Here is a 22,133-nt window from a genome sequence, read left to right as displayed (position 1 = left end):
TTAATAAGGATTGCGTCATGAATATAAAAATCAAAGAATTTTTTTCATCGAATGCGTATGGAGTGGTAGGCGCATCCGCTGATCGGTCAAAGTATGGTAATAAAGTTTTACGCTGCTATATGCAGCATAATCATGAAGTATACCCAGTTAATCCAAAAGAAAAGAGTATTGAAGGATTAAAATGCGTTCATACAGTATCCAACCTTCCAAAAGAGGTGAAGAGCATATCTATCATTACTCCCCCGAGCGTGACGAAACAAGTGGTCAATGAAGCGATTAAAAAAGGGATTAAAAATATCTGGATGCAACCTGGTTCTGAGCATGATGAAGCCATTGATCAATGCAATAAAAATAACATTAATATCATTGCTAATGGCCCTTGTATCTTAGCTGTTTCAGGGTTTAAGGATTCATAGGTAGAAAGAGGTGTCCGGGTTAAAATTTTCCACACCTCCTATAGCCATTCATTATAAATTTTAAGTAACGTTCCATCGTTTTCCATATCAGTTAACGCATGATTAATTTTTTCAATTAAATCGGTTTGTTTTTTTGTGGCCATCATCCCATATCCGTCTCCGAAGGGATATTTTTGACCGACTAATTGATAGCGATCACTATTGGCTACCCAATACGTTGCTTGTTCAGGGTTGGTAATGATGGCTTTTACTTCCTGATTATCTAATGCCGAAAGCATATCCATAGAAGTTTCATATGTTTTAATGGTTACTTTATTTTGAAGTATCTTATGAATAAGCTCAGTTGATGGTGAGTCTTTATAAGCTCCTATTGTTTTATTTTGTAATTTATCTACGGATTTAATGGTTGAATTAGCTAGAGTCATAAATTGTAAGTTACTGACTTTATAGGGAGTACTAAATAAGAAGTTTTCCTCGCGAGCTGGTGTGATAATGAGGGCTGCTAATCCCAAATCAATTTTATTTTCATTCAGAAATTCAGGAATTTGATGAAATAATACCGTTTGGAATTTACAAGACATTCTAACTCTTAAACACACCTCGCGCATGATTTCGATTTCGAAACCAGAATATTGTTCATTGGTCATTAATTCAAAAGGGGGATTGTACGAGATGGTTCCTATGACAACTTGCTGAGGGGCACCAGCGAAGCAGGCATTGTGGCTTAATATAAACGCTAATAAAACTAAGCGGTTCAGCCATCGTTTGATTGAATTCATAAGTACCTTGTTTAAGTGATAGCGTTTAAAACTTATAATAAATTATAGGTTGTGGAACAAGAACATTGTCAAATAGACTTACTAAGCTTACGATGGCGCTTTGTCTAGAAATTAAAAACAGGAGCTTTCTGCTGATGATCAATTATACGGGAACATACACCGATCAATATCAACTGACCATGGCAGAGGTATATTTTTTAAATGGACAAAAAGATACGCCCGCAGTATTTGACTACTTTTTTCGTAAACTCCCATTTGATGGTGGGTATGTCATTTTTGCTGGGCTCGAGGATTTAATTAAAATCCTTGAGACCCTACGATTCGACGAAAAGGATATTAAATTTCTTAAAGAACAAGGGTTTCATGATAAATTCTTAGACTATCTCAAAACATTCAAGTTTTCAGGAAACATTTATTCCACACAAGAAGGCGATATTGTCTTCCCAACTCGTCCAGTGCTAACGGTTGAATCAACACTATTAGAAGCTCAGATTCTAGAAACCTTGATCCTAAATGTATTGAATTTCCAGACCCTAATTGCAACTAAGGCAAGAAGAATGCGTCAAGTTGCAGGTGATAGTATGCTCATCGACTTTGGTTTAAGAAGAGCTCACAGTGTTGGAGGTTATCATGCTAGCCGTGCTGCAATGATCGGCGGGTTTGATGCCACCAGTAATGTCAGGGCAGGAAGAGATTACAATATTCCTGTTTCTGGTACCATGGCTCACTCATTTGTTCAAAGCTATGATAAAGAGATTGACGCATTCAGAGCGTTCGCTAGTGTTTGGCCAGATAATTGCGTTTTATTAGTGGATACCTACGATACACTCGAGAGTGGTGTTGTTAATGCGATTATCATTGCCAAGGAAATGGAGGCACGAGGGGAACGACTACAAGGGATCCGTTTAGATAGCGGTGATCTCGCTAATCTTGCAAAAAAATCACGCAAAATGCTCGATGAGGCTGGGTTAACTTATGTAAGCATCGCAGCGTCTAATCAGCTTGATGAATACGCTATTAAAGAGTTAATCGATAAACATGCGCCAATTGATGTATACGGAGTGGGTACAAGCCTTGTCATTGGTCGCCCTGATGCCGCACTGGATGGTGTTTATAAATTGGCCATGGCAAAAGAGCAACCACGCATTAAACTATCCGAAACAATCGAAAAAATTACGTTGCCATGTAAAAAACAAGTGTATCGTCTTTTAGATGATGAGGGTCAGTTTATTGGAGCCGATCTGGTTGCTTTAGAAGGGGAATCAACGTTTGATAAGGCATACTATCCTTTTAAAGAAAATAAGACTTGGTTGATAGGTCAAGGCCAAAAAGAACCGCTATTAACGCTTGTAATAAAAAAGGGTCAACGCGTTGAAGAACCTAAAAGTATTAAAGAAATTGCAACGTATAGTCAACAACGCTTAGACCTGTTACCTAACGACTATAAGAAATTAGTAAATCCCAAGGTCTATACTATTGGATTAAGCGAAGGATTAAACCGAATTCGCAATCAATTAATAGCAGAGCATAAACATGGATAATGCATGAAAACACTCATCTTGATTGATGTACAAAACGATTTTATGCCAGGAGGAAGTCTAGCTGTTGCAGAGGGCGATGAAATTGTACCGGTAATTAATACATTAATCGATGATGCTTTTGACCTAGTCGTAGCGACGCAAGATTGGCATCCAACCAATCATATAAGTTTTGCATCGAATCATAAAGAACAGAGCCCTTTTGACACAATAACCCTTGATAAAGTGGAGCAAACTTTATGGCCTGATCATTGCGTGCAAGGAAGTTTTGGGGCTCTTTTTCATGCCGATCTCAACACAAACCCTATTGAGGCGATATTTCGGAAAGGTACAGACTCAAACATTGATAGCTACAGTGGTTTTTATGACAACGCTTACCAAAAAAGTACGGGCTTAGCAGGTTATCTTCGTGAGAAAAAGGCAAATGAGCTTTTTTTTTGTGGTTTAGCGGCGGATATTTGTGTGTATTACAGCATTCAAGATGCCGTTAAAGAGGGATTTACCTGCTATTTGATTGAGGATGCAACGAAACCTTTGAATAAAGAGAAGTTTAAATCATTAAAAAAAGAGTTGATTGAAATGGGCGTGATCATTTTATTAAGCCGTGACATCAATAAAGCAAGGACAAGCGCGTGAAAGAATTTATTTCGAGCTCTTATCCTGTGGAACTTCAATCGGCCATTGAGCTTGCTTATGAGGCAGGAGAAATCGCTCTTCATGTTCAGAAAAAAGGCTACCAAGTTTGGAATAAAGGCGCTGAAGCGAATAATCCAGTCACTGAAGCGGATAAAGCCATTAGCGAACACGTTGTTTTAAGACTTAAAGAATTATTTCCTCATGATTTGATTATCTCTGAAGAAGCTCCTTTGCCAACAACAGTCGATGACGAGCAGCGGATCTGGTTTGTCGATCCCATCGATGGAACTAAAGAATTTATTAAAGGATTAAATGAATGGTCTGTCATGATTGGTTTATCAGAACAGGGTAAATCCGTAGTAGGAGTGGTATATCAACCAATAACTCAAGTGCTCTATTATGCAACCAAAGAAGGTGGTTCTTTTTATTCGAGTCAAAATCAGGTGTTTAAAAACCAGGTTAGAACCCTTCCTACAATCAAAGAGGCGGTTTTAATTCAATCACGTAGTCATTGGAGTCTTAAGGCAAAAGCCATTGCTGAGCAGTTCGGCATTACTCGGAGTATTCAGCATGGATCAATTGGTTTGAAGTTTGGTTTAATCGCTCGGGGGCATGCTGATTTATATATGAATTTTTCAGGTCATTGCCATTTATGGGATCTTTGTGCTCCAGAAATTATATTAACCGAAGCAGCCGGCGTTGTGAGTTCTACGAGCGGAAACGCTTTAAACTTTCATTCTGTCAATACGTTAGTAAATCACGGTTTTTGGGCTGCAAGTGCTTCGGTTGCTCATGAGGTTTTCCCCTACCTTAATAAGGATTAAAATGAATAAGGATATTCAGATTTTTGCAATAGGGCGCTCAGCCTCTTGGGCTAAAAAACTAACCGCTGAGGTTTCTGAACTACGAATAGCACAGCTGGAAGAACGAGACTTTGAAGACGGTGAACATAAAATTCGCCCCTTAGAAAGCGTGCGTGGTAAGACAGTTTTTGTGGTCCATTCTCTTTATTCCGATGAAGAGCAAAGCGTGAATGATAAATTGTGTCGCTTATTGTTTTTGATAGCTGCTTTAAAAGACGCTTCAGCTAATACGGTAAATGTGGTAACGCCTTATTTTGCTTATGCACGAAAAGATCGCCAAACAAAAAGTCGAGATCCGATTACCATGCGTTATCTTGCAGAGCTTATTGAATCTGTGGGTGCAGATCGCGTAATCGCGTTGGATATACATAATTTGGCAGCTTTTCAAAATGCATTTCGGATCCCAACCGTTCATTTGGAAGCCAATGTATTGTTTGCCCCGCTCATTGCTGATTTGGTGAAAGAGGAGTCCATTGCCATTGTGTCACCAGATGCTGGTGGTTTAAAACGCGCAGAGAAATTTCGTGCGTTATTAAGTGAGCTCTTACAAAAAGACGTCTCTCGGGCCTTTTTAGAAAAGAAACGAAGCGAAGGGGAAGTCACGGGAGGGGAAGAAATTATTGGAAACGTAAAAGGACGAACCGCGATTATTATTGATGATATTATTAGTTCTGGAACAACGATAAGCTTAGCTGTTAACGCACTAAGTAAACAAGGGGCAAAAAGAATATGGGCCTGCGCAACCCATGGTTTATTTGTCGATGGTGCAAATGAAGTGCTAGCTAACCCTAAGCTTGAAAAAATTATTATCACAAACAGTGTCGAGCCTTTTAGATTAAATAAAGAAATATTAGAAGAAAAAGTTGAGGTTTTAGACGCTTCCACGTTATTTGCACACGCTATTAAACAAATTGCAGAAAATGGTTCGATAGTCGATTTAAAGGAAGGATATCCAAAACAAAACAAATGAACCTAAACTTTGCTGGTAGCATAAGTTAAATAATCTTGTGCTTTTTTATACCACTTTTCTAAGTCATTTACTTGAGGGTCATCTAAGTGCCACGCAGAAATTTTAGCTCGCAAGCAGGTCCGAAGTAGGGTATAAAATCTCCATAATCTTGGAGAAGGAATGTCTTCTATATGTTCCTGATATGTAGATAAAAATAAAGTACCAACCTCAGAATTACCCAAAAATTCACACTCTAAAGAAAAATAAGCCAGCTCTTCTACAACATCCATGACTCTAAGCGTTCTATTAAACTCTAGGCGATCGGTAATAATCGGAGGTGAAATTAAGCAAACATGTTCAGGTCTTAAGTCACCATGACATTCAAGGACTTTCCCTTGTAGGACTCTATGTTTAATTTCATCACTTAATGCATGTAATTCATTTTGTTGAAAGCTGTGCAGTTCTTTCACAAGCGTTGTATTTAAACTATAGCTTGGGTTTATTAACGCTTGTTCATTTTTAAAAATAGATTCTTTAAGGTTTAAAAGATAACGTTCTGGAGAAAGTTGAGTTGGAGGTGATATTGAGTAAAAGTGCATTAATAGATTCGCTGCTTCTTTAACCAAAGTCCAATTAATTTTCTGGTTTAATATCGCTTCATCTAGCGTTTTTTCACGAGGGAATCGTTTCATCTTAACAAGCCAGTCTACAATAAATTTCCCTTCAGGATGTCCAACTGGAATAAGTTTTTTTTGTTTGTTTAGCATTAGAGGGATTGGCTTAAGATAAATATTTGCTGCTAAAAATTGATTGATTTCAACTTCTTTAAAGCAATTGTTCCGTCGGCTTTCTAAAGTGCTGAAGTCTAAATAGGAAAAGGTTACTGGTTTTTTTAATTTATAAGCATGCTGATTAGTCAAAAAAATGAATGACATATGGGTTTCAATGTAAGTAACTTCCGAACAATGCTCATGATAGGAGGAGGGCTCCCGTAGAAAGTCAAATTTTTCTTTTAATGCTTCCCAAGGATTTTTTTGTCTATTTAGGTTCATATTGTTCAGAGCTTTTTTGCTTCTTTAACTATATAGGTTTAAACCCAGAAAAAATACAGTGCTGGCATGGCCGTGATGATGACAATCACTTCTAACGGGATCCCAAGCCATAAATAATCGAAAAATTTATAACCTCCAGGTCCCATAACTAACGTGTTATTCTGATGGCTAATGGGGGTTAAACAAGAGCAGGAAGAACCGATGGCGATAGCAATTAAGAAAGGATCGGGACTTTGATGTAAAATTTCTGCTAAATCAGCGCCAATAGGAGCCATGACCACCGCTGTTGCAGCATTATTCATTAAATCCGATAAAGTCATGGTGATAATGAGCAGTAACCCTAATACTAATAAAATTCCACCCGTACCAGTAAAGGATAACAACTGACTGCCAATCATCTTGGCAGCACCCGTATTTTTTAAAGCGTCGCCTAGTGGAATTAATGCTCCAAGCAAGACAATGATGGACCAGTCAATACTTTTATAAACTTGACGCATTGGAATAATATTTAAAACCACCATCGCAACCACAACCAGGGTAAAAGCTATTTCAATTGAGAGCACCTGAAAAGAAGTGAGTAAAATCCCAGTAATAAATAAAATAAGAGGTAGAATAATCGTTCTTCTAAATCCAACATGAATGGTGCGATGAGCAATGGGTACAAGCCCGAGACTCACAACGTTTTCCCGTAAATCTTCGCTTGCTCCTTGAATCAGTAATACGTCACCCGGATTAAAATTAACATGATTTAAACGATTCTTAATCGATTTACCGGCTCGCGCTACCGCTAATAGATTTAACCCCAATCTTGAGCGGACCCTAAGCCGTTGCCAGGAACGGCCTTGAATTCTTGAGCCAGGAGTAACCACCGCTTCCATTGTTTCAATATCTTTACCAATTAAACTAGCTGTTGATACCATTTCACCATGAAATAATTCCAGGCTTCCTCTTGAGATTAAAAGGTTCAAGTCTTCATGAGATGCTTCAATGATTAAGACGTCATTTGCCATGAGCTCTTCATCGTTTGGAATCGAAAGTTTTTTCTTTCGTCCACGGATAAGCCCTAAAATGGAGAAATCTCCTTCAATAAGATTCTCCAGTTCTTTTCTTTCCATTCCAACGACCGGTGAGTTTTCAGGGATCCTGATTTCGGTAATGTAATCTTGGATTTGGTAAAGCTCTCCAGTGTCACCTGATGCTTTACGACGAGCAGGAACAAAATGCCACCCTATAAAAATTATAAAAAGTAGTCCACCAAGTGCAACACTGAGTCCTACGGGAGTAAAATCAAACATGGTGAAGGGCTTGCCAATTAAATTTTCACGATAGGAAGAGATTAGTAAATTTGGAGGGGTTCCTATTTTAGTTGTCATCCCGCCTAAAATGGTGGCAAATGATAAAGGCATTAAGATTTTAGAAGGAGACATTTTTGCATTAATGGCACTTTGAATAGCCACCGGCATTAATAATGACAAAGCCCCCACATTATTCATAAAGGCGGATAAAATAGCAGCAACCGTACAAATTGTTCCAATTAGGAACAATGAGGAAGTCATCAAGGGCTTTATAAAATCAATAATTTGATCTACTAAGCCGGCTTGAATAAGCACGGCGGAAATAACCATGACCGCAGCAACGCTTATCACTGCCGAATTTCCGAATCCTAAGAAAGCCTGTTCCGTGGGGACAATTCCCGTTAGAACTAAGGTTAACAAACACATTAAAGCCACTAGGTCATATCGAAAGCGTCCCCAGATGAACATTAAGATGGTTATTCCTAGAATTAAAAATAAAACATACGCATCATGCATAATGAAACCAGCTCGATTAATTAATGTAAGTTCGATATCAGAAAAACCCAAATGTTGCTGATATCGAACAGGCTTATTTTGAATGGATCCGATACAAAAAGTTTCGCTTTTATAATTCGTTATAAATTTACACCCACGTTGCGTTCTATACAAGGCGTAAAATGTCAGATTTATTATTAACTTATTGATAATTATTAAAATTAAAATAGGGCGACTCATAACTTAATACGCTTTGATCCTTAGGTAGACGTTTTATGGGTTCACACCAAAAGGAATATTAAGCCACGGGTCGTGGCTCAAGTTTTGATAGTTACTTTAAGGTTGGATGACTCGTTTCATGTATTGTATCTCGATGTAAATGGCTCAGGGGATTTTTGTTTGTTAGATTTCTGTCTAAGAGACGTCTATCTCTCGTTGTCAAAGACTCGCTAGACGCTTCGGCTTCAGCCGTTGCGGCAACTGCTGAAGAGGCATGTCCTCTGGCTTCTTGGGGTTTAAAAAACCGATGCCTTCGGTGCAGATGGCTACTTCTTGGTGCATCAGGTTCTTTTCGAACAATTTGTTGGCTAACTGGAGGAACTCCATGCAATAGCGCATAACTTATTCCGGTGGCTTGTGCCAAGTCAGATGCTTTTCTAAAGACTGGAAATTTTTGAAACGCATCGAGCTCTTGCATAAAATGGATACAACGTCGATGAAACTCCACACTAACATCAAATTTAATAACATTAATTAATTCGGATTCACCAAGCATTTCAAATAAGGTTTTAATTTTAACCGTGGTGCCGCGCTCTTGCTTTAAAGTAAACCATTTCGCAATCCGTTCTAAAACCATCATCTCAGTATTGGTCCACTTAGGAGCAGCACCAAGATTTTCACTGACTTGTGGATCAACCTCTAAAGGCGTTAAGGAGTGGGCATAAGCGTGTAACCACTCAGGCCGATACTGGCACTCAGGATATTTGCGAATATCTGCTAGAAACGCGCGCTGCAATATCTCTTTCATTTCGGGGGCTAGAGTATCTTCCATTTCGCCAAAATATTCTTCATACGCATCTCGAGCAGAACGGCCCATAACTTCATTTTGGCTTTTTGAGCGTTTTCCTTGTGCTTCCCGACTAACAACGGATTCATAATTAATCGTCATCCAATGGCCACCCTTTTGCATATGTCCGATTCGTTCTGCGTCACGATTTTTAAATCGATTTGTGCGTTTAGAGCTTCCCCAAAAAGGCTCCTTTTCGTCTTCTCCTTCGGAAAAATAGGCTAGATCTAATTCCGTATCGGCTAAGGCCCCATCTAACTTGACATGAGCATGAGTGGTACGTTTCGAGTACCATGTTTTTCCATCGGCATCTTTTGCACGATAAACGACTCGTCCAAAACGTTTAATCGCCTCAAAATCATGGAGGCCAACGACACTAGGAGCACCATCAGCGCCACCAGGTAAATGCCATTGCCATGCGTGTGTTTTACCATGGGGGTTGGTAAAAATAGCAGCATGGCCAACGCGATTGCTGGAGCGCGCATAACGAAAATGTTCATTAACAGAAAGGAGGCTAAAATCTTCAGAGCTAAATCCTTCACCTCGTTCAGTAACAGCAAAGGTGAACTTAGGATGGCCAGTCCACCTTGGGGTAGGAAGATCTTCTGCTTCAATGCGCTGTGTAGTAGGAATAGAAAGCGTTGGAACGTTTAACCTAGCGGTTGCTTTGGCTGCAGTAAATGCTTGAGCTGGATTCTTGGGCATAGTGAGTCTCCTTTCACATAATCATTTTTTTTGATGTCTAAGAGAGCACCAAAAAGTCCGTTGACTTAGTTGGCAACATAGTGCTAATTACATGATTTAATAAATCACCTAGGCCATGAGCGTTTTATACTAAATCCGTAAACCATAATCTGCAGCCAAACTTAATCCCAAGTTTTATTATTCTCAGATATCTTGGCCCTTGGCAAGGTTTTTTTATGATGAAATGCCATCAGACCCTAAGGTTTAAATGACTTGGGTGATTCGTCCATTTGGGGCTTGGTGCTCGGTGTTTTTGACCGAACAGTATCGGCTAACGTTTCAACGTCTTTGGGAGAGGTAATTCTTAGACCTGTACGGAATTTCTCATAGATAACATGCATTGGGCTTTTCTTAGGAGTTTCACCAAAAAAGCAAGTTGTTAATTTATACGTTTTTGGACTTTTTTGAGCTTGTGCTAAAAGTTCTTGGTTAATTTTAGCCAATTGTTCCATAGCTGTATGACCGCTCATTCGCTGTTGTTCTATTATCTTACAGAATCTCACTAGTCCTTTGTCTTTATGACCTTGATATTGTTTAGAAAAATCTTTTAAAGCCTCTAAAGTCTTTTCAGCATTTAACTCTTTTTCGTCTTTAAATTCACTTTGAAGATCTGTTTCAAATTCGATTGAAGGTTCTTCTTGTTGAATTTCAGAACGAATATCTTCTATTGGAAGTGGCGTAAAAGATTCAGAGGGAGTGCTAATAGGGATGAATTCCATAGCTGATTGCTCAACAGGGCTGATTGAAAACGATCGGATCTCTAATAACTTACTTGGAAGTATGGATTCATCTTGTCGTACTAAATTTCGAACATCAGATAAAAATAGTGCGGCTTGCAAGGCTTCTTTAGGCTTTTTGTGCTCCTCATGTTTCTTAATGATCCATGTGCCTAATGGACTTTGCGGGCCAAAACTTTCTTTTGCTAATGCAATTGCTTCAGGATATTGTTCTGCTATGGCGTAAGCGGTTTTGGCTAATTCATAAGCTCCAAGGTATTTCTCAGTTTTCCCCATTTTCCCAGCTTTATATACTTCAGCAAGTTGTTGTAACGTTTTTATTTTATCCTCAGCACTAAACGTTTCATCAATCGGTTTTGTGCTTTTTAAAACCAACCAAAGCGGATTCTTGTTTTTGGTATACAGTTTGTCAAGAGATTCAGGCTTAAACAAAGAGGGTTCAATTCTATCGATCGGTTCTGAAAAATTGGTTATCCCCAAAGCCTCATAAATCAGTATTTTGTTTTCTGAATTTACTTCTAATTCTTCAGAGTGCTCAGGAAGTGAGAATTGATCTCGATAGACAGTGGATAGAATTGTTTTAAGATACACATCAAAATGTTTTGTCGCAATCCCATTAACACGTTGGTTTGGACTATTTAGATTGAGTTCAAGAATTTTCTGAAGCATAACCTCAGGATGTTTATAAGCTTCAGACGCAATTTCTCTGAGTGCTAACTCAGCAACATCCCTTTTTTCTTTTTCTATATTCGCAACCGATGCAATTTCAATAGCTCGTTCTAATGCCATAGAAGCCGTAGTAGAGGCTCTTGATAACGTGTCACGAGAAGGGATAGATAGAGGAGTCAGATTGCTGTCCAGTGACATTCGTGCATCCAAACTGGATAGAGATTCAATGGATTCTGATTCTTTAATGAGCTTATCAAATGAATTTAATGTATTAACAATTTCATTTAACTGTAATTGATAGCGCATAATATGTTGCACAGGAATCACTGCACGCGCTTCAAACGATAGACGATCACTGAATTGATAAGATTGAGTGTTAAGTGCTTGGGTAATTTTTTTGTTATTCATCTTTTGAAGTTCGGGAAAATCCAAAATGAGCGGGATCATTCTGGCGGTGTAGTCTTTAAATTGTTTACTGGTGATTAAAGACTCCATTTCATTAACTACCTCATCGGTTGAAGCACTGGGGTTTGCCAAGGGTTTATGAAAATTAATGGTTTGATAGGCGTCGATTAGTTCAGTCAACTGATTTAAATACTGTTTAAAGAACTGTTGTTCCTTTGGGTCGAGTTTATGTAATTCTTTTTGTACCTCATCAGAACTTAAAATAGTTCTTAATTTATCGATGTTAGCAATCATAATGCGTTCTTTTGCAAAGAACTCATTAAGATTATGTAAAGCAGTAATTTCAGTTTTTTCCAGCTTCTTATTTAATTCATGAAGTTTTTCTTGACGCTCATCTACCTCCTCCAAGCTATGTGCGATGGGAAGAGGATAGGTTTGTTTGATAATGGATTTTTGCTTCTCAAACCAGTTTGTGGCTAGAAGCGCTTGTGCAGAAAGTAATTCTTGCAGATCAGGATTTGCCATAAGATAAGTGCCTGTATAGAGCCTTTATATTTTAAAGTGTAGTCAATAAATAAAATTTGGCTAAAGCGGGCATAAATTTGTTTGTAACCGCATTTTTTAAGCGGTTTGGCTGTTATTTAAGGATTTTCCTTAATCGTTTCTTAATGTTGATTAATTATAATGAGTGACTACAATACAACCAGATACAGTGTCTATTATTATGCCAAATGCAAAAAAAACGCCTTCTGCTATAGAAAATCCTGAAGTAGCTACCTATGTTCCGATGACTGATCGATTGGTACAAGTAGGTTGGCAAGTCGCTAACTTTGGCACCTTGTTGGTGACAACAAGTACAACCGTTGCCTTAGTGCAAAGTCCGCTGAATGGCTTGATGGCGAATTTTATGCGATATGGGCAAGCTTTACCTCCCAATCAAAAACCTGGAGTTTTGGCGGCTGTTCGAGGTTTATATGTTGGTATGATTAGTAACTGGACAGGCTCTAGCATGAGAACCGCTTATGTTACAGGAGCTACGTCGAGTACAAAAAAGGGAAATGTTCATGAGGTGACTGAAACATATGCCTCAGAAGAACTGGCCAGTGAGCCATCTCAAGCACATAAAAAACCGGTAAAAAATTTTAAACGTGACATTGGATATGTATCTGCTTTCGCACTGGGTGACGTACTGGTAACGCAAATCTCAGATAATAAAGCACAACTTCGTAAACTGAATGTGATTGATTCGAGTTTTAATTGGAAATCACCTAACAATTTGAGAAAGTTATCAACAACTGGATTTGGAATGCGTTATGGTGCGGGATTAACCAATTTCGCGGCTTTGTGTCTTTTGGAGGAGCAATTTGCTCAGGTTTTGCCGGGAAATAATGCAACAAGACATCTTCTTGCGGGGCTTGCAAGTGGCATGTCTGCCGCGGTTGTATCCTATCCTTTTGCTTATATGCGAGATGTGTTCTTAGCTAAAACATTGGTTGTCAATGGAACGTTGCAACCGCCTACTTTCATGGATTTCACTAGACAATCCTTGACCTACATGCGATCCGTTGGCTTTGTTAATGCTGTAAAAGAAGTATTCAAAGAATTTACTGTACAAGCTCCTTTGAGAATGGGTAGAACAGGTGCAACGTTTGCTATTGTATCGGGTATTAATGCCGCTCTAGGATCTGAACCGTTGGCTCGTGTATTTGAGCGACCTGCGGCAGTGAGCCGAGGTAGTGCCAGTTCTCATGGTTTTTTTGCAAAACCTGAAGTCTCAATGCCTAAGATTGAAGAAGTATCTGAAACAAGCCAAGCCAATCCAAGAAAATAAATTTGAGTCAAATTGGCCATTACTTAACCTAAGATTATTGTAAAATTTTTTTGCTCTGGTAATATTTCTGGAGCAAAATACTTAAAGGACTTCAATATGCCCTCTGCATTTTTCAAACCCGCCCAGCATCTTTTTAAAGTGGTGGCTTCTGACACAGCAAAAACAAGTGCCGCTACCTTAATCTCATTGAGTATTATCACTGGTATAAATTTTGTTTCAGAACAGTCTTTATTGAACTTTTATAAAGTAACGGAATCTTCTTCAGAAAACTGCAACCGTTCACCGAGTCCTGCGCATTAGTTTATAAGGCGATACTCTGGTATTTCGGGTGCTGTGCTATAATAAATAGGCATGCAATACAAGGAGAGTATTATGGCCAACAACGATTCAAGTAATGTTGTAGCGATTGTGGCGATTATCATTATTGTTTTAATAGCTGCAGTTGCGTTGTATTATTTCTTTAGCGCACCAAGGGCAACAACCCCTGTCCCAATGACTTCTCCAGCCACACCTGAAACCAACATACAGGTGGAAACCCCTAAAGTTTCTTTACCTGATGTTGAATCTCCAACGAAAAATGGTGGGGGCGGTCAAGGTGGTGCACAGGGAGGTGGCAGCCAATAAAAGGTGATCATAGAGCATGTTGCGATTCAAGCAGCATGCTCCTGCTTCCATTCATTTTCTAATCCACTACCAAAAATTACTTTCATTTCCCGCTGCAATTTAAAACACAACCTGCTAATATCATTCACAAAAAGCTAGTGGGCAGTAATGCGTGCCTGCCAGGAATCTAACCAGTATAAAGGACTTAGAATGTTAAATCCTAGGGATGTGAAAACGATTGAAGATGCCAAGCGTATTGTTGAAGAACGGCAATTAACGCATGTTAAAGTTGGAATTTTTGATATTGATGGTGTAATGCTTGGCAAGTATATGGGGAGAAATAAATTTTTTTCTGCCCTAGACAATGGATTTGCTTTTTGCGATGTCATTTTGGGTTGGGATTCTAAAGATAAGCTATATGACAATTCAAAATACACCGGATGGCATACGGGATATCCTGACGCAGAAGTCCGGATTTTACCGAATACTTGTCGTGAGCTGGTCTTTGAAGAAAATCAACTATTGTTTATCGCAGAATTTGCTGGAAAAGCCGAAGCGCTTTGTCCAAGAGGTGTATTAAAACGAACCATGGAAAAAGCATCGCAAATGGGATTTGATGCCTTTGCTGCGTTAGAATATGAGTTTTTTCTTTTTGATGAAACCCCTGATAGTATACGTGAAAAAGGATTTCGTCATTTAAAACCAATCACACCCGATTTTTTTGGTTATTCCATTATTCGTAATACTGTTCATGCCGAATTTTATCATCAAATTCTTCAAATGGGTGAGGTCATGGATTTCCCTATAGAGGGATTACATACCGAAACAGGTCCTGGTGTTATTGAAGCAGCACTTTCAGTGGATCAAGTTGTGAATGCGGGCGATAAGGCGGCCTTATTTAAAACCTTTATGAAAGTGCTGGCCCAGAGGAATCATAAAATGGCTACTTTCATGGCGAAATGGTCGCCCAATTATCCTGGTCAAAGTGGACATATCCATCTATCACTATGTCATAAAGATACCAGAGAATCTGCGTTTTATGATCCAAGTCAGTCGTATAATATGAGCAAAACTCAATATCATTTTTTAGCAGGACAACAGCATTTAATGCCACAATTGTTAGCGATGTTATCACCCACCGTAAATAGTTATACTCGATTAATTCCGGGTTTCTGGGCTCCAACCGATGCCACCTGGGGCGTTGAAAATCGAACTACAGCTCTTCGAATCATCCCCGGGAATGATAAATCCCAAAGAATTGAATATCGATTAGGCTCAGCGGATGCGAATCCTTACTTGGCTTTAGCTGCAGCTCTAGGGTCAGGGTTATATGGCATTGAACATGAACTTGAAACACTACCTGAAGTAAAAGGCAATTCTTATGCTCAACAACACCCTAAAGACTTAGCTCTCCCAGGAACATTATGGGAAGCCTCGCAAAATTTAAAATCTTCAAAAGCAGCGCATGAGTTATTCGGCAGTGACTTTGTTGAGCATTTTGCATCTACGAGAGAATGGGAAGAGCGTGAATTTCGTCGTCATATCACCGACTGGGAATTAGATCGATACTTTGAGATTATTTAATCATGAACACATTCAAAACTTATTCTCCTATAGACAACTCCGTCTATGTTGAACGTGCGTTTTCCTCGGAATCTGAAGTCAGAAAAACCTTAGACAACGCTCGACGCGCACAGAAACAGTGGCAAAAAATTCCATTAGAGACTCGTCAGCAATATTGTACCCGTGCAATGGATGCTCTCGTTGCAAAAAAAGCAATATTAGCTAAAGAGCTATGTTGGCAAATGGGGCGGCCGATTCAATACGCTGAAGGAGAAGTGAAGGGGGTTGAGGAGCGTGCACGATATATGATTGCAGCAGCTCCTGAGGCTCTTCAAGCGATAAGTTTACCTCAAAAGCAAGGATTTAATCGATATATAAAACGTGAACCATTAGGGGTCGCTTTGGTCATTGCACCTTGGAATTATCCTTATCTTACGGCGATTAATGCCATTATTCCGGCGATCCTGGCAGGAAATTCTGTTATTTTAAAACACTCAATACAAACACCACTCGTAGCGGAGCGATTTGCCGAAGCTTTTTTTGACGCTGATTTACCGGATGGTGTTTTTCAATATTTGCATTTGACCCATCAAGATACGGAAAAAGTGATTCAAGCGCCTGAAATTCAATACGTTTCTTTTACAGGATCGGTGACCGGTGGAAAGATGGTTGAGAAAGCTGCCGCAGGGCGTTTTCTTCATGTTGGTTTGGAGCTTGGTGGAAAAGATCCAGCCTATATCCGGGATGATGCGGATCTAGATAGCGCGGTCGCTACGGTGGTGGATGGGGCGTTTTTTAATTCTGGCCAGTCCTGTTGTGGAATTGAAAGAATTTATGTTCATCGTGATATATATAAAACGTTTATCGACAAAGCAGTTTCGTTAACGCATCAGTACATACTTGGGCGTCCAGATGATCCACAAACTACGTTAGGTCCTATGGTAAGAGCAGATTCTGCGGATTTTGTTCGACAGCAAATTAACGAGGCCTTAAGGGATGGTGCTAAAGTGCACATTCAAAGTGCAGATTATATATTAGATAAACCGGGGTCTGCTTATCTGTCTCCTCAAATTTTAACCGAAGTTAATCACCAAATGCGTGTGATGACAGAAGAATCTTTTGGCCCTGTAGTTGGGGTAATGCCGGTAGCCCATGATGAAGAGGCGATCGCACTGATGAATGATAGTGAATATGGTTTAACCGCATCGGTCTTCACAAAAGATATAGAAGCAGGTATAGCTATCGGAAATAGGCTTGAAACCGGAACTTTTTTTATTAATCGCTGTGATTATTTAGATCCATCACTAGCGTGGACAGGAGTGAAAAACTCAGGAAGGGGATGTTCGTTATCCAGAATAGGCTTTGAGTCACTGACCAGGCCAAAATCGTTTCATATAAAACTACCGGAGTAGCTCATGTCCTCAACTTATTCCTTATTAGCAAATTGGAATTATCCAACGCAAATACGTATTGGTGCAGGGCGACTTAAGGAATTACCTGAGTCTTGTGCTGCTTTAGGAATAACCTCACCATTATTGGTAACCGATCCAGGATTAGTTCAGTTTCCAATGATACATCAAGCGATAAAGATCTGTAAGGATGCCGACTTAAGAGTCAATTTATTTTCTCAAATAAAAGCGAACCCCATTGAGCAGAATGTTCGTGATGGAATCGATGCTTATCACACAGGAAAACATGATGGCGTGATTGCAATGGGTGGAGGTTCTGCATTAGATGCTGCCAAAGCTATTGCATTGATGATTGGTCAACAAAAAAGGCCTATCTGGGACTTTGAAGATGTCGGTGACAATTGGAAGAGAGTGAATGTAACAGGTATGGCTCCTGTCATTGCAATTCCAACGACGGCAGGCACTGGATCTGAGGTGGGACGTGCCTCAGTCATCACCGATCCAGTGCGCCAACTTAAAACCATTATTTTTCACCCCAATATGATGCCAAAAATTGTGATTCTAGATCCAGAAGTAACGCGGGAATTGCCACCCGCATTAACGGCCGCCACTGGAATGGACGCACTGGCTCATAATCTTGAAGCGTATTGCTCGCCTTTCTATCATCCTATGGCTGAAGGTATAGCGCTTGAAGGCATTCGGCTTGTAAAAGATAATTTACTCCGTGTGGTTCAAGACGGTGAAGACTTGGAAGCTCGCTGCCAAATGCTTGTGGCCTCAAGTATGGGGGCTACGGCCTTTCAACGAGGCTTAGGTGCGATGCACGCGTTAGCGCATCCGTTAGGTGCGCTGTATGATGCTCATCATGGCCGTTTAAACGCGATACTAATGCCCTATGTTTTAATGGCGAATAGACCAGCAATTGATTCTAAAATTGAGCGATTAGCAGCTTATCTTAGTATTAACAACGGGTTTGATGGATTTTTAAACTGGTTATTAACCTTGAGAAAAAATTTAGCCATAGAGCACTCTTTATCTCAGCTAGGGGTTTGGGTTGAACAACCGAGCCACATAGCAAAAATGGCAACCGAAGACGCAGCAGCAGGCGGAAATCCCATTGCTTTTAGTCGTTTGCAATATGAACAGATCCTGATGGCAGCGATTGAGGGGGATTTGAATCAAGCCATAATAAATTAACGAGAGTTCGACAGAAAAGTCATTGATGACTTTTGTGGCGCTAAACGAACGTTATCACGTAAAAAAGCGAAGCTTTTTGTACGGGATCCATTCAAAATAAGCTACTTTGAGATCAGCAAAATTTGAATTTTTCTGATTTCGAACTCACATTAAATTAATGATTTGGTCATGAAAAAAATAGGAATAATTCAATGCGACGAGGTGGATCAGGAGCTAAAAATACACCATGGCGATTATCCAGAAATGTTCTTAGCGCTCCTGCAACATGAGACCTTTCGATTTAATTATCAAGTCTATAGAGCGTTTCAAGAAAATCTACCTAAAAATCTTCACGAGTGTGATGCCTATTTGATCACCGGAAGTCGTTATGGTGTTAATGAAGAGTTGTCTTGGATTCGGAGTTTAGAAGGTTTTATTCAAGAGTCTTCTCGCATGAAAAAAAAGATGGTGGGAATTTGTTTTGGGCACCAGTTAATTGCAAAAGCGCTTGGTGGGAAAGTCGCCAAGTCACCAAAAGGATGGGGAGTAGGGACCTCGATCAACACCATTACTCGGCAAAAGACATGGATGTTACCAGAGTTGCTAGAAATCAATATGCTCGTGAGCCATCAGGATCAAGTGGTAGAAATCCCAAGTGATTTCGAGGTGATTGCTTCTAATGCACATTGTCCTATCTATATGACTCAGTTTTATGATTGCTTTTTAACCATCCAAGGACACCCTGAATTTAGTAAAGCTTATACTCAGGCCTTAATCGAAAAGCGAAAATCACTCTTGGCGCATGCGTATGAGCCTGGGCTTAAATCATTAGAACTTGAAGTTCATAATTCAGTCCTGGCCCGATGGATCATTAATTTTTTGTTGGCAAATTAAAAAGGAAGGTTAGCGTTAAATTTAGGAGATAACATGGCGAATGAGGATGAAACTAAGCAAACCATCTCAGAAGAATCAGGAGTGGAGCATGCAGAGGAAACGCCTGAAGATCATAACGCTGAAACATTTCATCCATCCCAATTTGATGCAGTTTTCTTATTAAGTTTGTTAGACCCCCGACCATTTTTTATACCATTTAATTCAAGGCGGATGGTTTGGTGGTTTGCTTTACTAAGTCTTGTTGCTGGATATGTATTTCTTGAACATCACTATGATGCTTCTACAGTCATTCATGATGTCGCTTTTGATAATGTGCTTCCTTTAATGATTGCTTTAACAAGCTATGAGCCTTTAATGTTATTGATGAACATGGCATTTGCCGTTTATCCTGACGAAGAATTAGAGCAAGATGAGGCGTTATATGATGTTGAAAATCCTTTGGAAGATGAAACAAAGCCAGAAAATTATAGCCGTGAACTGCAAATTGCTTATCGAAGGAATCGAGAATTAGCGATTCTAATTCCGTGCCATAAGAGCGAAAAAATCATACGTGAAACATTTATATCTTGTCTTCGACATGTACCGCCATCCCAGATATTTATAGTCGATAATGGCTTAGAACCAGAACCGACCGATGAAACCCGCGCGGTTATCCGAAACCTTAGTCGGGGTGTAAGGTATGTTTATTATGGCAATACGGGAAACAAAACCCTCGCTTTGCTTGCAACAGCTACGTATATTCTTCATCGTCATCCCTATGATCTTCGCTTTGCCTTGTTAATTGATGATGATGTCTTAGTTCCCGCGCGTTTTCGTGCAAAATACACTTATTTTGAAGACGAAGCGGTGCATTCTATTGTATATCCAATACGAGCTATTTCAGAGCTTACCTCAGAAAAGCCATTATTAATTCGCTTACAAGATTTAGAATATCAGTTATCCGATTTAGAAATGGGTTTTTTAGATCGCACAAACAGTGTGCAAAGACCCCATGGGGCGGCTTCTTTATGGAAAATTGCCACTCTGGTTGATGTGTTGTTAAAACATAATGGTGTCTTTAAGGGGGATGATGTCCAAATGGGACTCATTTTACAGCAAATGCGCTTTAGTGGGCGAAGCGGTATACTTAGACAAGATATGATTTGCTGTTTTGAAACCAAAGCACCGGGTACGATTTTGGGTCCAACGCCAAACTTATATACACAGCGCGTTCGTTCCTGGAATGAAGCAGCATTTTTATATTTTTGGACATTGCATTTAAAGCCGTTGTTAACGCACTGGAAGCGACCGCCATGGTCGTTGCTTTCAATAAAAAATCATCAGTTGTATGGTAATTATATTCAGTTGGGCCATATCATTCGCATCCCCGTTCTCGTGTTTTTACATAAAAATCCTCAATTTTGGCTGGTGAATTTGAGCTCTAGTGTTATCCAAGGATTCTTAATAGCTGGGTTTAATTACTTGAAGCTACCTCTTGAACGACGGTTGGACTGGAAAACAACGGTAATATATCCTTTTTATTCCTTACTCAACATGGGATTTGGTACACTTGGGTTTTTGAGAGCTTTACTTATTTCTGGTCCGGTAGCACCTCATCCCAAAAGTATCCAAAAGAGAATAGAAAAAAATCAATTAATACTGCCTAATAATGCCCCATCGCCGGTTACTCCAGAACATCAGGAGGTTTCTTTTCATGCCACTCAATCTCTAGAGATGTATTCATTTTTTGCAAGAAATGGCCTGAAGGTCATAGAGGCAGGTGAGGTAGAAGCACCCTCTGAAAGTCTTGGACTCTAAAGACTAATCGTGTCATATCGTTTTGAATAAACCTAAGCCAATAAGCAAAGTTAATAGAATTAAGATTAAACGCGCAATTAGATAAGTATATGCGGATTGAATCCCATAAAAAGCTAAGATGCGCATTAGCTTAGTTTTATTGATGAGCAATTCAAATTTACCTTTCCAATTTCCGATGGGTTTACCATTGGATTTAAATTCAATGGGGTTTGACGAGCGAAAATACTCATCCCCATAATCAATCAATAATTGCTCACCAGCTTCAATGGCTTTTATAGTTTTATACTTTATAAATTCAATTCCATTTATATAATGACGTGTCGATTCAACATTAGCGAGTTGACCTTTTTTCGAGAAATGATTTGTGGAGGGTGCATGATTGATAAATCGGGTGATATTTCCTGAATGCCGCGCGTCCATGAATGTGTTTAGTGCATCTTGTTCTATTTTGAACGTATAACTCCAATGGGATGATTGGCACTTTTTAACACCCGTATATAAACCCAAACATGTTCCACTGGCTAAAGCACTACGAGCGAAAACACCACACCCTATGATGGGATCAATCAGGCGTAATTCGCAGTTTTTATGGCTTGGTGGTGTTTTCAATAATTGTAGTATGTCAGTGGATGAATCATAAAGGAAATCAGCATCAACTTCCTTTGGTAAATGATCTATTTTGAGGTCAGCTTGTAACTTTACACCCTGAGAAAACTCAAAAGGATATCCATATAAACGACGAATTAATCCATTGAACTGACGAATAGAGAGGCAATCTTTAGCTGATTGATGAAGATTGGGTGAAAAAAAAATAGGATCAGGCTCTAAAGCGGATTGGAAGTTTGGTGAGGGGGTAATTTTAAAGACACATTGACTTGGATTATCCACTTGCATCAGGGTTGAGTAAATAAAAATAGCTGAATGCAATAACCCATTCATATCATCGTATTGATAATGAAACTTATTCTTTGTTTTTTGTATGCTTGGCTCTTCTAGAATTGGATGGTTAAAATCAATTTGTTTTAAAAAGGTTTCTCGTTTATAAACATGGCCATTTTCCATCTCAAATTGTTGTCTCAGGATGTTATATGTCACGGCTGTTACGTCGGTATTAAGTTTTTTATTTTTTAACAATAGGTTAACCAAGAAAAAATCCTTTTAATCTTATTGTTTTAGTTTAATATGGAGGAATAATTTTAGCGTTAATTGTTAATAA

General features: G+C 39.3%; 18 protein-coding genes. 12 read left to right on the top strand and 6 right to left on the bottom strand.

Annotated features, from left to right (window positions below; all coding sequences use genetic code 11):
- Positions 1-17 precede the first annotated feature (17 nt).
- The gene (locus E1O41_RS01365) at positions 18-416 is read left to right on the top strand and encodes a CoA-binding protein (protein WP_131775512.1); all 399 of its coding nucleotides are present in this window, start codon (positions 18-20) and stop codon (positions 414-416) included.
- Between the two features lie 38 nt (positions 417-454).
- On the opposite strand, the gene E1O41_RS01360 is transcribed toward E1O41_RS01365, so the two are convergent.
- Positions 455-1,195, bottom strand: a complete 741-nt coding sequence (locus E1O41_RS01360) for a transporter substrate-binding domain-containing protein (RefSeq protein WP_131775511.1) — start codon at positions 1,193-1,195, stop codon at positions 455-457.
- A gap of 134 nt (positions 1,196-1,329) precedes the next feature.
- Between E1O41_RS01360 and E1O41_RS01355 the strand changes: the two genes are divergently transcribed.
- Genes E1O41_RS01355 through E1O41_RS01340 form a run of 4 tightly spaced genes read left to right on the top strand, consistent with a single transcriptional unit; the run spans position 1,330 to position 5,202 of the window.
- Positions 1,330-2,736 (top strand): nicotinate phosphoribosyltransferase, encoded by a 1,407-nt coding sequence (locus tag E1O41_RS01355; RefSeq protein WP_131775510.1) that lies wholly within the window; start codon positions 1,330-1,332, stop codon positions 2,734-2,736.
- Positions 2,737-2,739: 3 nt separating this feature from the next.
- Positions 2,740-3,369, top strand: a complete 630-nt coding sequence (gene pncA, locus E1O41_RS01350) for a bifunctional nicotinamidase/pyrazinamidase (protein WP_131775509.1) — start codon at positions 2,740-2,742, stop codon at positions 3,367-3,369.
- A complete protein-coding gene (locus tag E1O41_RS01345) occupies positions 3,366-4,193 on the top strand; it encodes a 3'(2'),5'-bisphosphate nucleotidase CysQ family protein (RefSeq protein ID WP_131775508.1) in 828 nt (275 codons plus the stop codon). The genes pncA and E1O41_RS01345 overlap by 4 nt, the downstream gene beginning before the upstream one ends.
- A gap of 1 nt (position 4,194) precedes the next feature.
- Positions 4,195-5,202 carry a ribose-phosphate diphosphokinase gene (locus E1O41_RS01340; RefSeq protein ID WP_131775507.1) on the top strand — a complete coding sequence of 336 codons (1,008 nt, stop codon included), beginning with the start codon at positions 4,195-4,197 and terminating at the stop codon, positions 5,200-5,202.
- 2 nt (positions 5,203-5,204) lie between these two features.
- On the opposite strand, the gene E1O41_RS01335 is transcribed toward E1O41_RS01340, so the two are convergent.
- The 4 genes from E1O41_RS01335 to E1O41_RS01320 all read right to left on the bottom strand — a co-directional run bounded on the left by E1O41_RS01335 (position 5,205) and on the right by E1O41_RS01320 (position 12,169).
- Positions 5,205-6,233, bottom strand: coding sequence for a hypothetical protein (locus E1O41_RS01335; RefSeq protein WP_131775506.1), 1,029 nt, complete (start codon positions 6,231-6,233; stop codon positions 5,205-5,207).
- A gap of 38 nt (positions 6,234-6,271) precedes the next feature.
- A complete protein-coding gene (locus E1O41_RS01330) occupies positions 6,272-8,263 on the bottom strand; it encodes an SLC13 family permease (RefSeq protein WP_229669290.1) in 1,992 nt (663 codons plus the stop codon).
- Between the two features lie 91 nt (positions 8,264-8,354).
- Positions 8,355-9,794, bottom strand: coding sequence for a hypothetical protein (locus E1O41_RS01325; RefSeq protein ID WP_131775505.1), 1,440 nt, complete (start codon positions 9,792-9,794; stop codon positions 8,355-8,357).
- 236 nt (positions 9,795-10,030) lie between these two features.
- Positions 10,031-12,169 (bottom strand): hypothetical protein, encoded by a 2,139-nt coding sequence (locus E1O41_RS01320; RefSeq protein WP_131775504.1) that lies wholly within the window; start codon positions 12,167-12,169, stop codon positions 10,031-10,033.
- A 199-nt stretch (positions 12,170-12,368) separates the two neighbouring features.
- Here E1O41_RS01320 and E1O41_RS01315 point away from each other — a divergent pair, with 199 nt between their 5' ends.
- From E1O41_RS01315 to E1O41_RS01280, 7 genes are all read left to right on the top strand, one after another.
- A complete protein-coding gene (locus E1O41_RS01315) occupies positions 12,369-13,475 on the top strand; it encodes a hypothetical protein (protein WP_131775503.1) in 1,107 nt (368 codons plus the stop codon).
- A 372-nt stretch (positions 13,476-13,847) separates the two neighbouring features.
- The gene (locus E1O41_RS01305; protein ID WP_131775501.1) at positions 13,848-14,099 is read left to right on the top strand and encodes a hypothetical protein; all 252 of its coding nucleotides are present in this window, start codon (positions 13,848-13,850) and stop codon (positions 14,097-14,099) included.
- A gap of 189 nt (positions 14,100-14,288) precedes the next feature.
- Positions 14,289-15,662: a glutamine synthetase family protein gene (locus E1O41_RS01300; protein ID WP_131775500.1), complete on the top strand. Its 1,374-nt coding sequence runs from the start codon at positions 14,289-14,291 to the stop codon at positions 15,660-15,662.
- Complete coding sequence (locus E1O41_RS01295; protein WP_131775499.1) at positions 15,662-17,053, top strand: aldehyde dehydrogenase family protein; 1,392 nt, start codon at positions 15,662-15,664, stop codon at positions 17,051-17,053. Before E1O41_RS01300 ends, E1O41_RS01295 begins: the two co-directional genes overlap by 1 nt.
- 3 nt (positions 17,054-17,056) lie before the next feature.
- Positions 17,057-18,247: an iron-containing alcohol dehydrogenase gene (locus tag E1O41_RS01290; RefSeq protein ID WP_131775498.1), complete on the top strand. Its 1,191-nt coding sequence runs from the start codon at positions 17,057-17,059 to the stop codon at positions 18,245-18,247.
- A 168-nt stretch (positions 18,248-18,415) separates the two neighbouring features.
- On the top strand, positions 18,416-19,120 hold the full coding sequence (locus E1O41_RS01285) for a glutamine amidotransferase-related protein (protein ID WP_131775497.1): 705 nt from the start codon (positions 18,416-18,418) through the stop codon (positions 19,118-19,120).
- 33 nt (positions 19,121-19,153) lie between these two features.
- Positions 19,154-20,917 carry a glycosyltransferase gene (locus tag E1O41_RS01280; RefSeq protein ID WP_131775496.1) on the top strand — a complete coding sequence of 588 codons (1,764 nt, stop codon included), beginning with the start codon at positions 19,154-19,156 and terminating at the stop codon, positions 20,915-20,917.
- Positions 20,918-20,929: 12 nt separating this feature from the next.
- On the opposite strand, the gene E1O41_RS01275 is transcribed toward E1O41_RS01280, so the two are convergent.
- Positions 20,930-22,063 carry an SET domain-containing protein-lysine N-methyltransferase gene (locus E1O41_RS01275; RefSeq protein WP_131775495.1) on the bottom strand — a complete coding sequence of 378 codons (1,134 nt, stop codon included), beginning with the start codon at positions 22,061-22,063 and terminating at the stop codon, positions 20,930-20,932.
- Positions 22,064-22,133 lie beyond the last annotated feature (70 nt).

Source organism: Legionella impletisoli (assembly GCF_900639875.1).
In the GTDB taxonomy this organism is placed as follows: Bacteria; Pseudomonadota; Gammaproteobacteria; order Legionellales; family Legionellaceae; genus Legionella_A; species Legionella_A impletisoli.
This window is presented reverse-complemented; position numbering and strand designations above follow the sequence as displayed.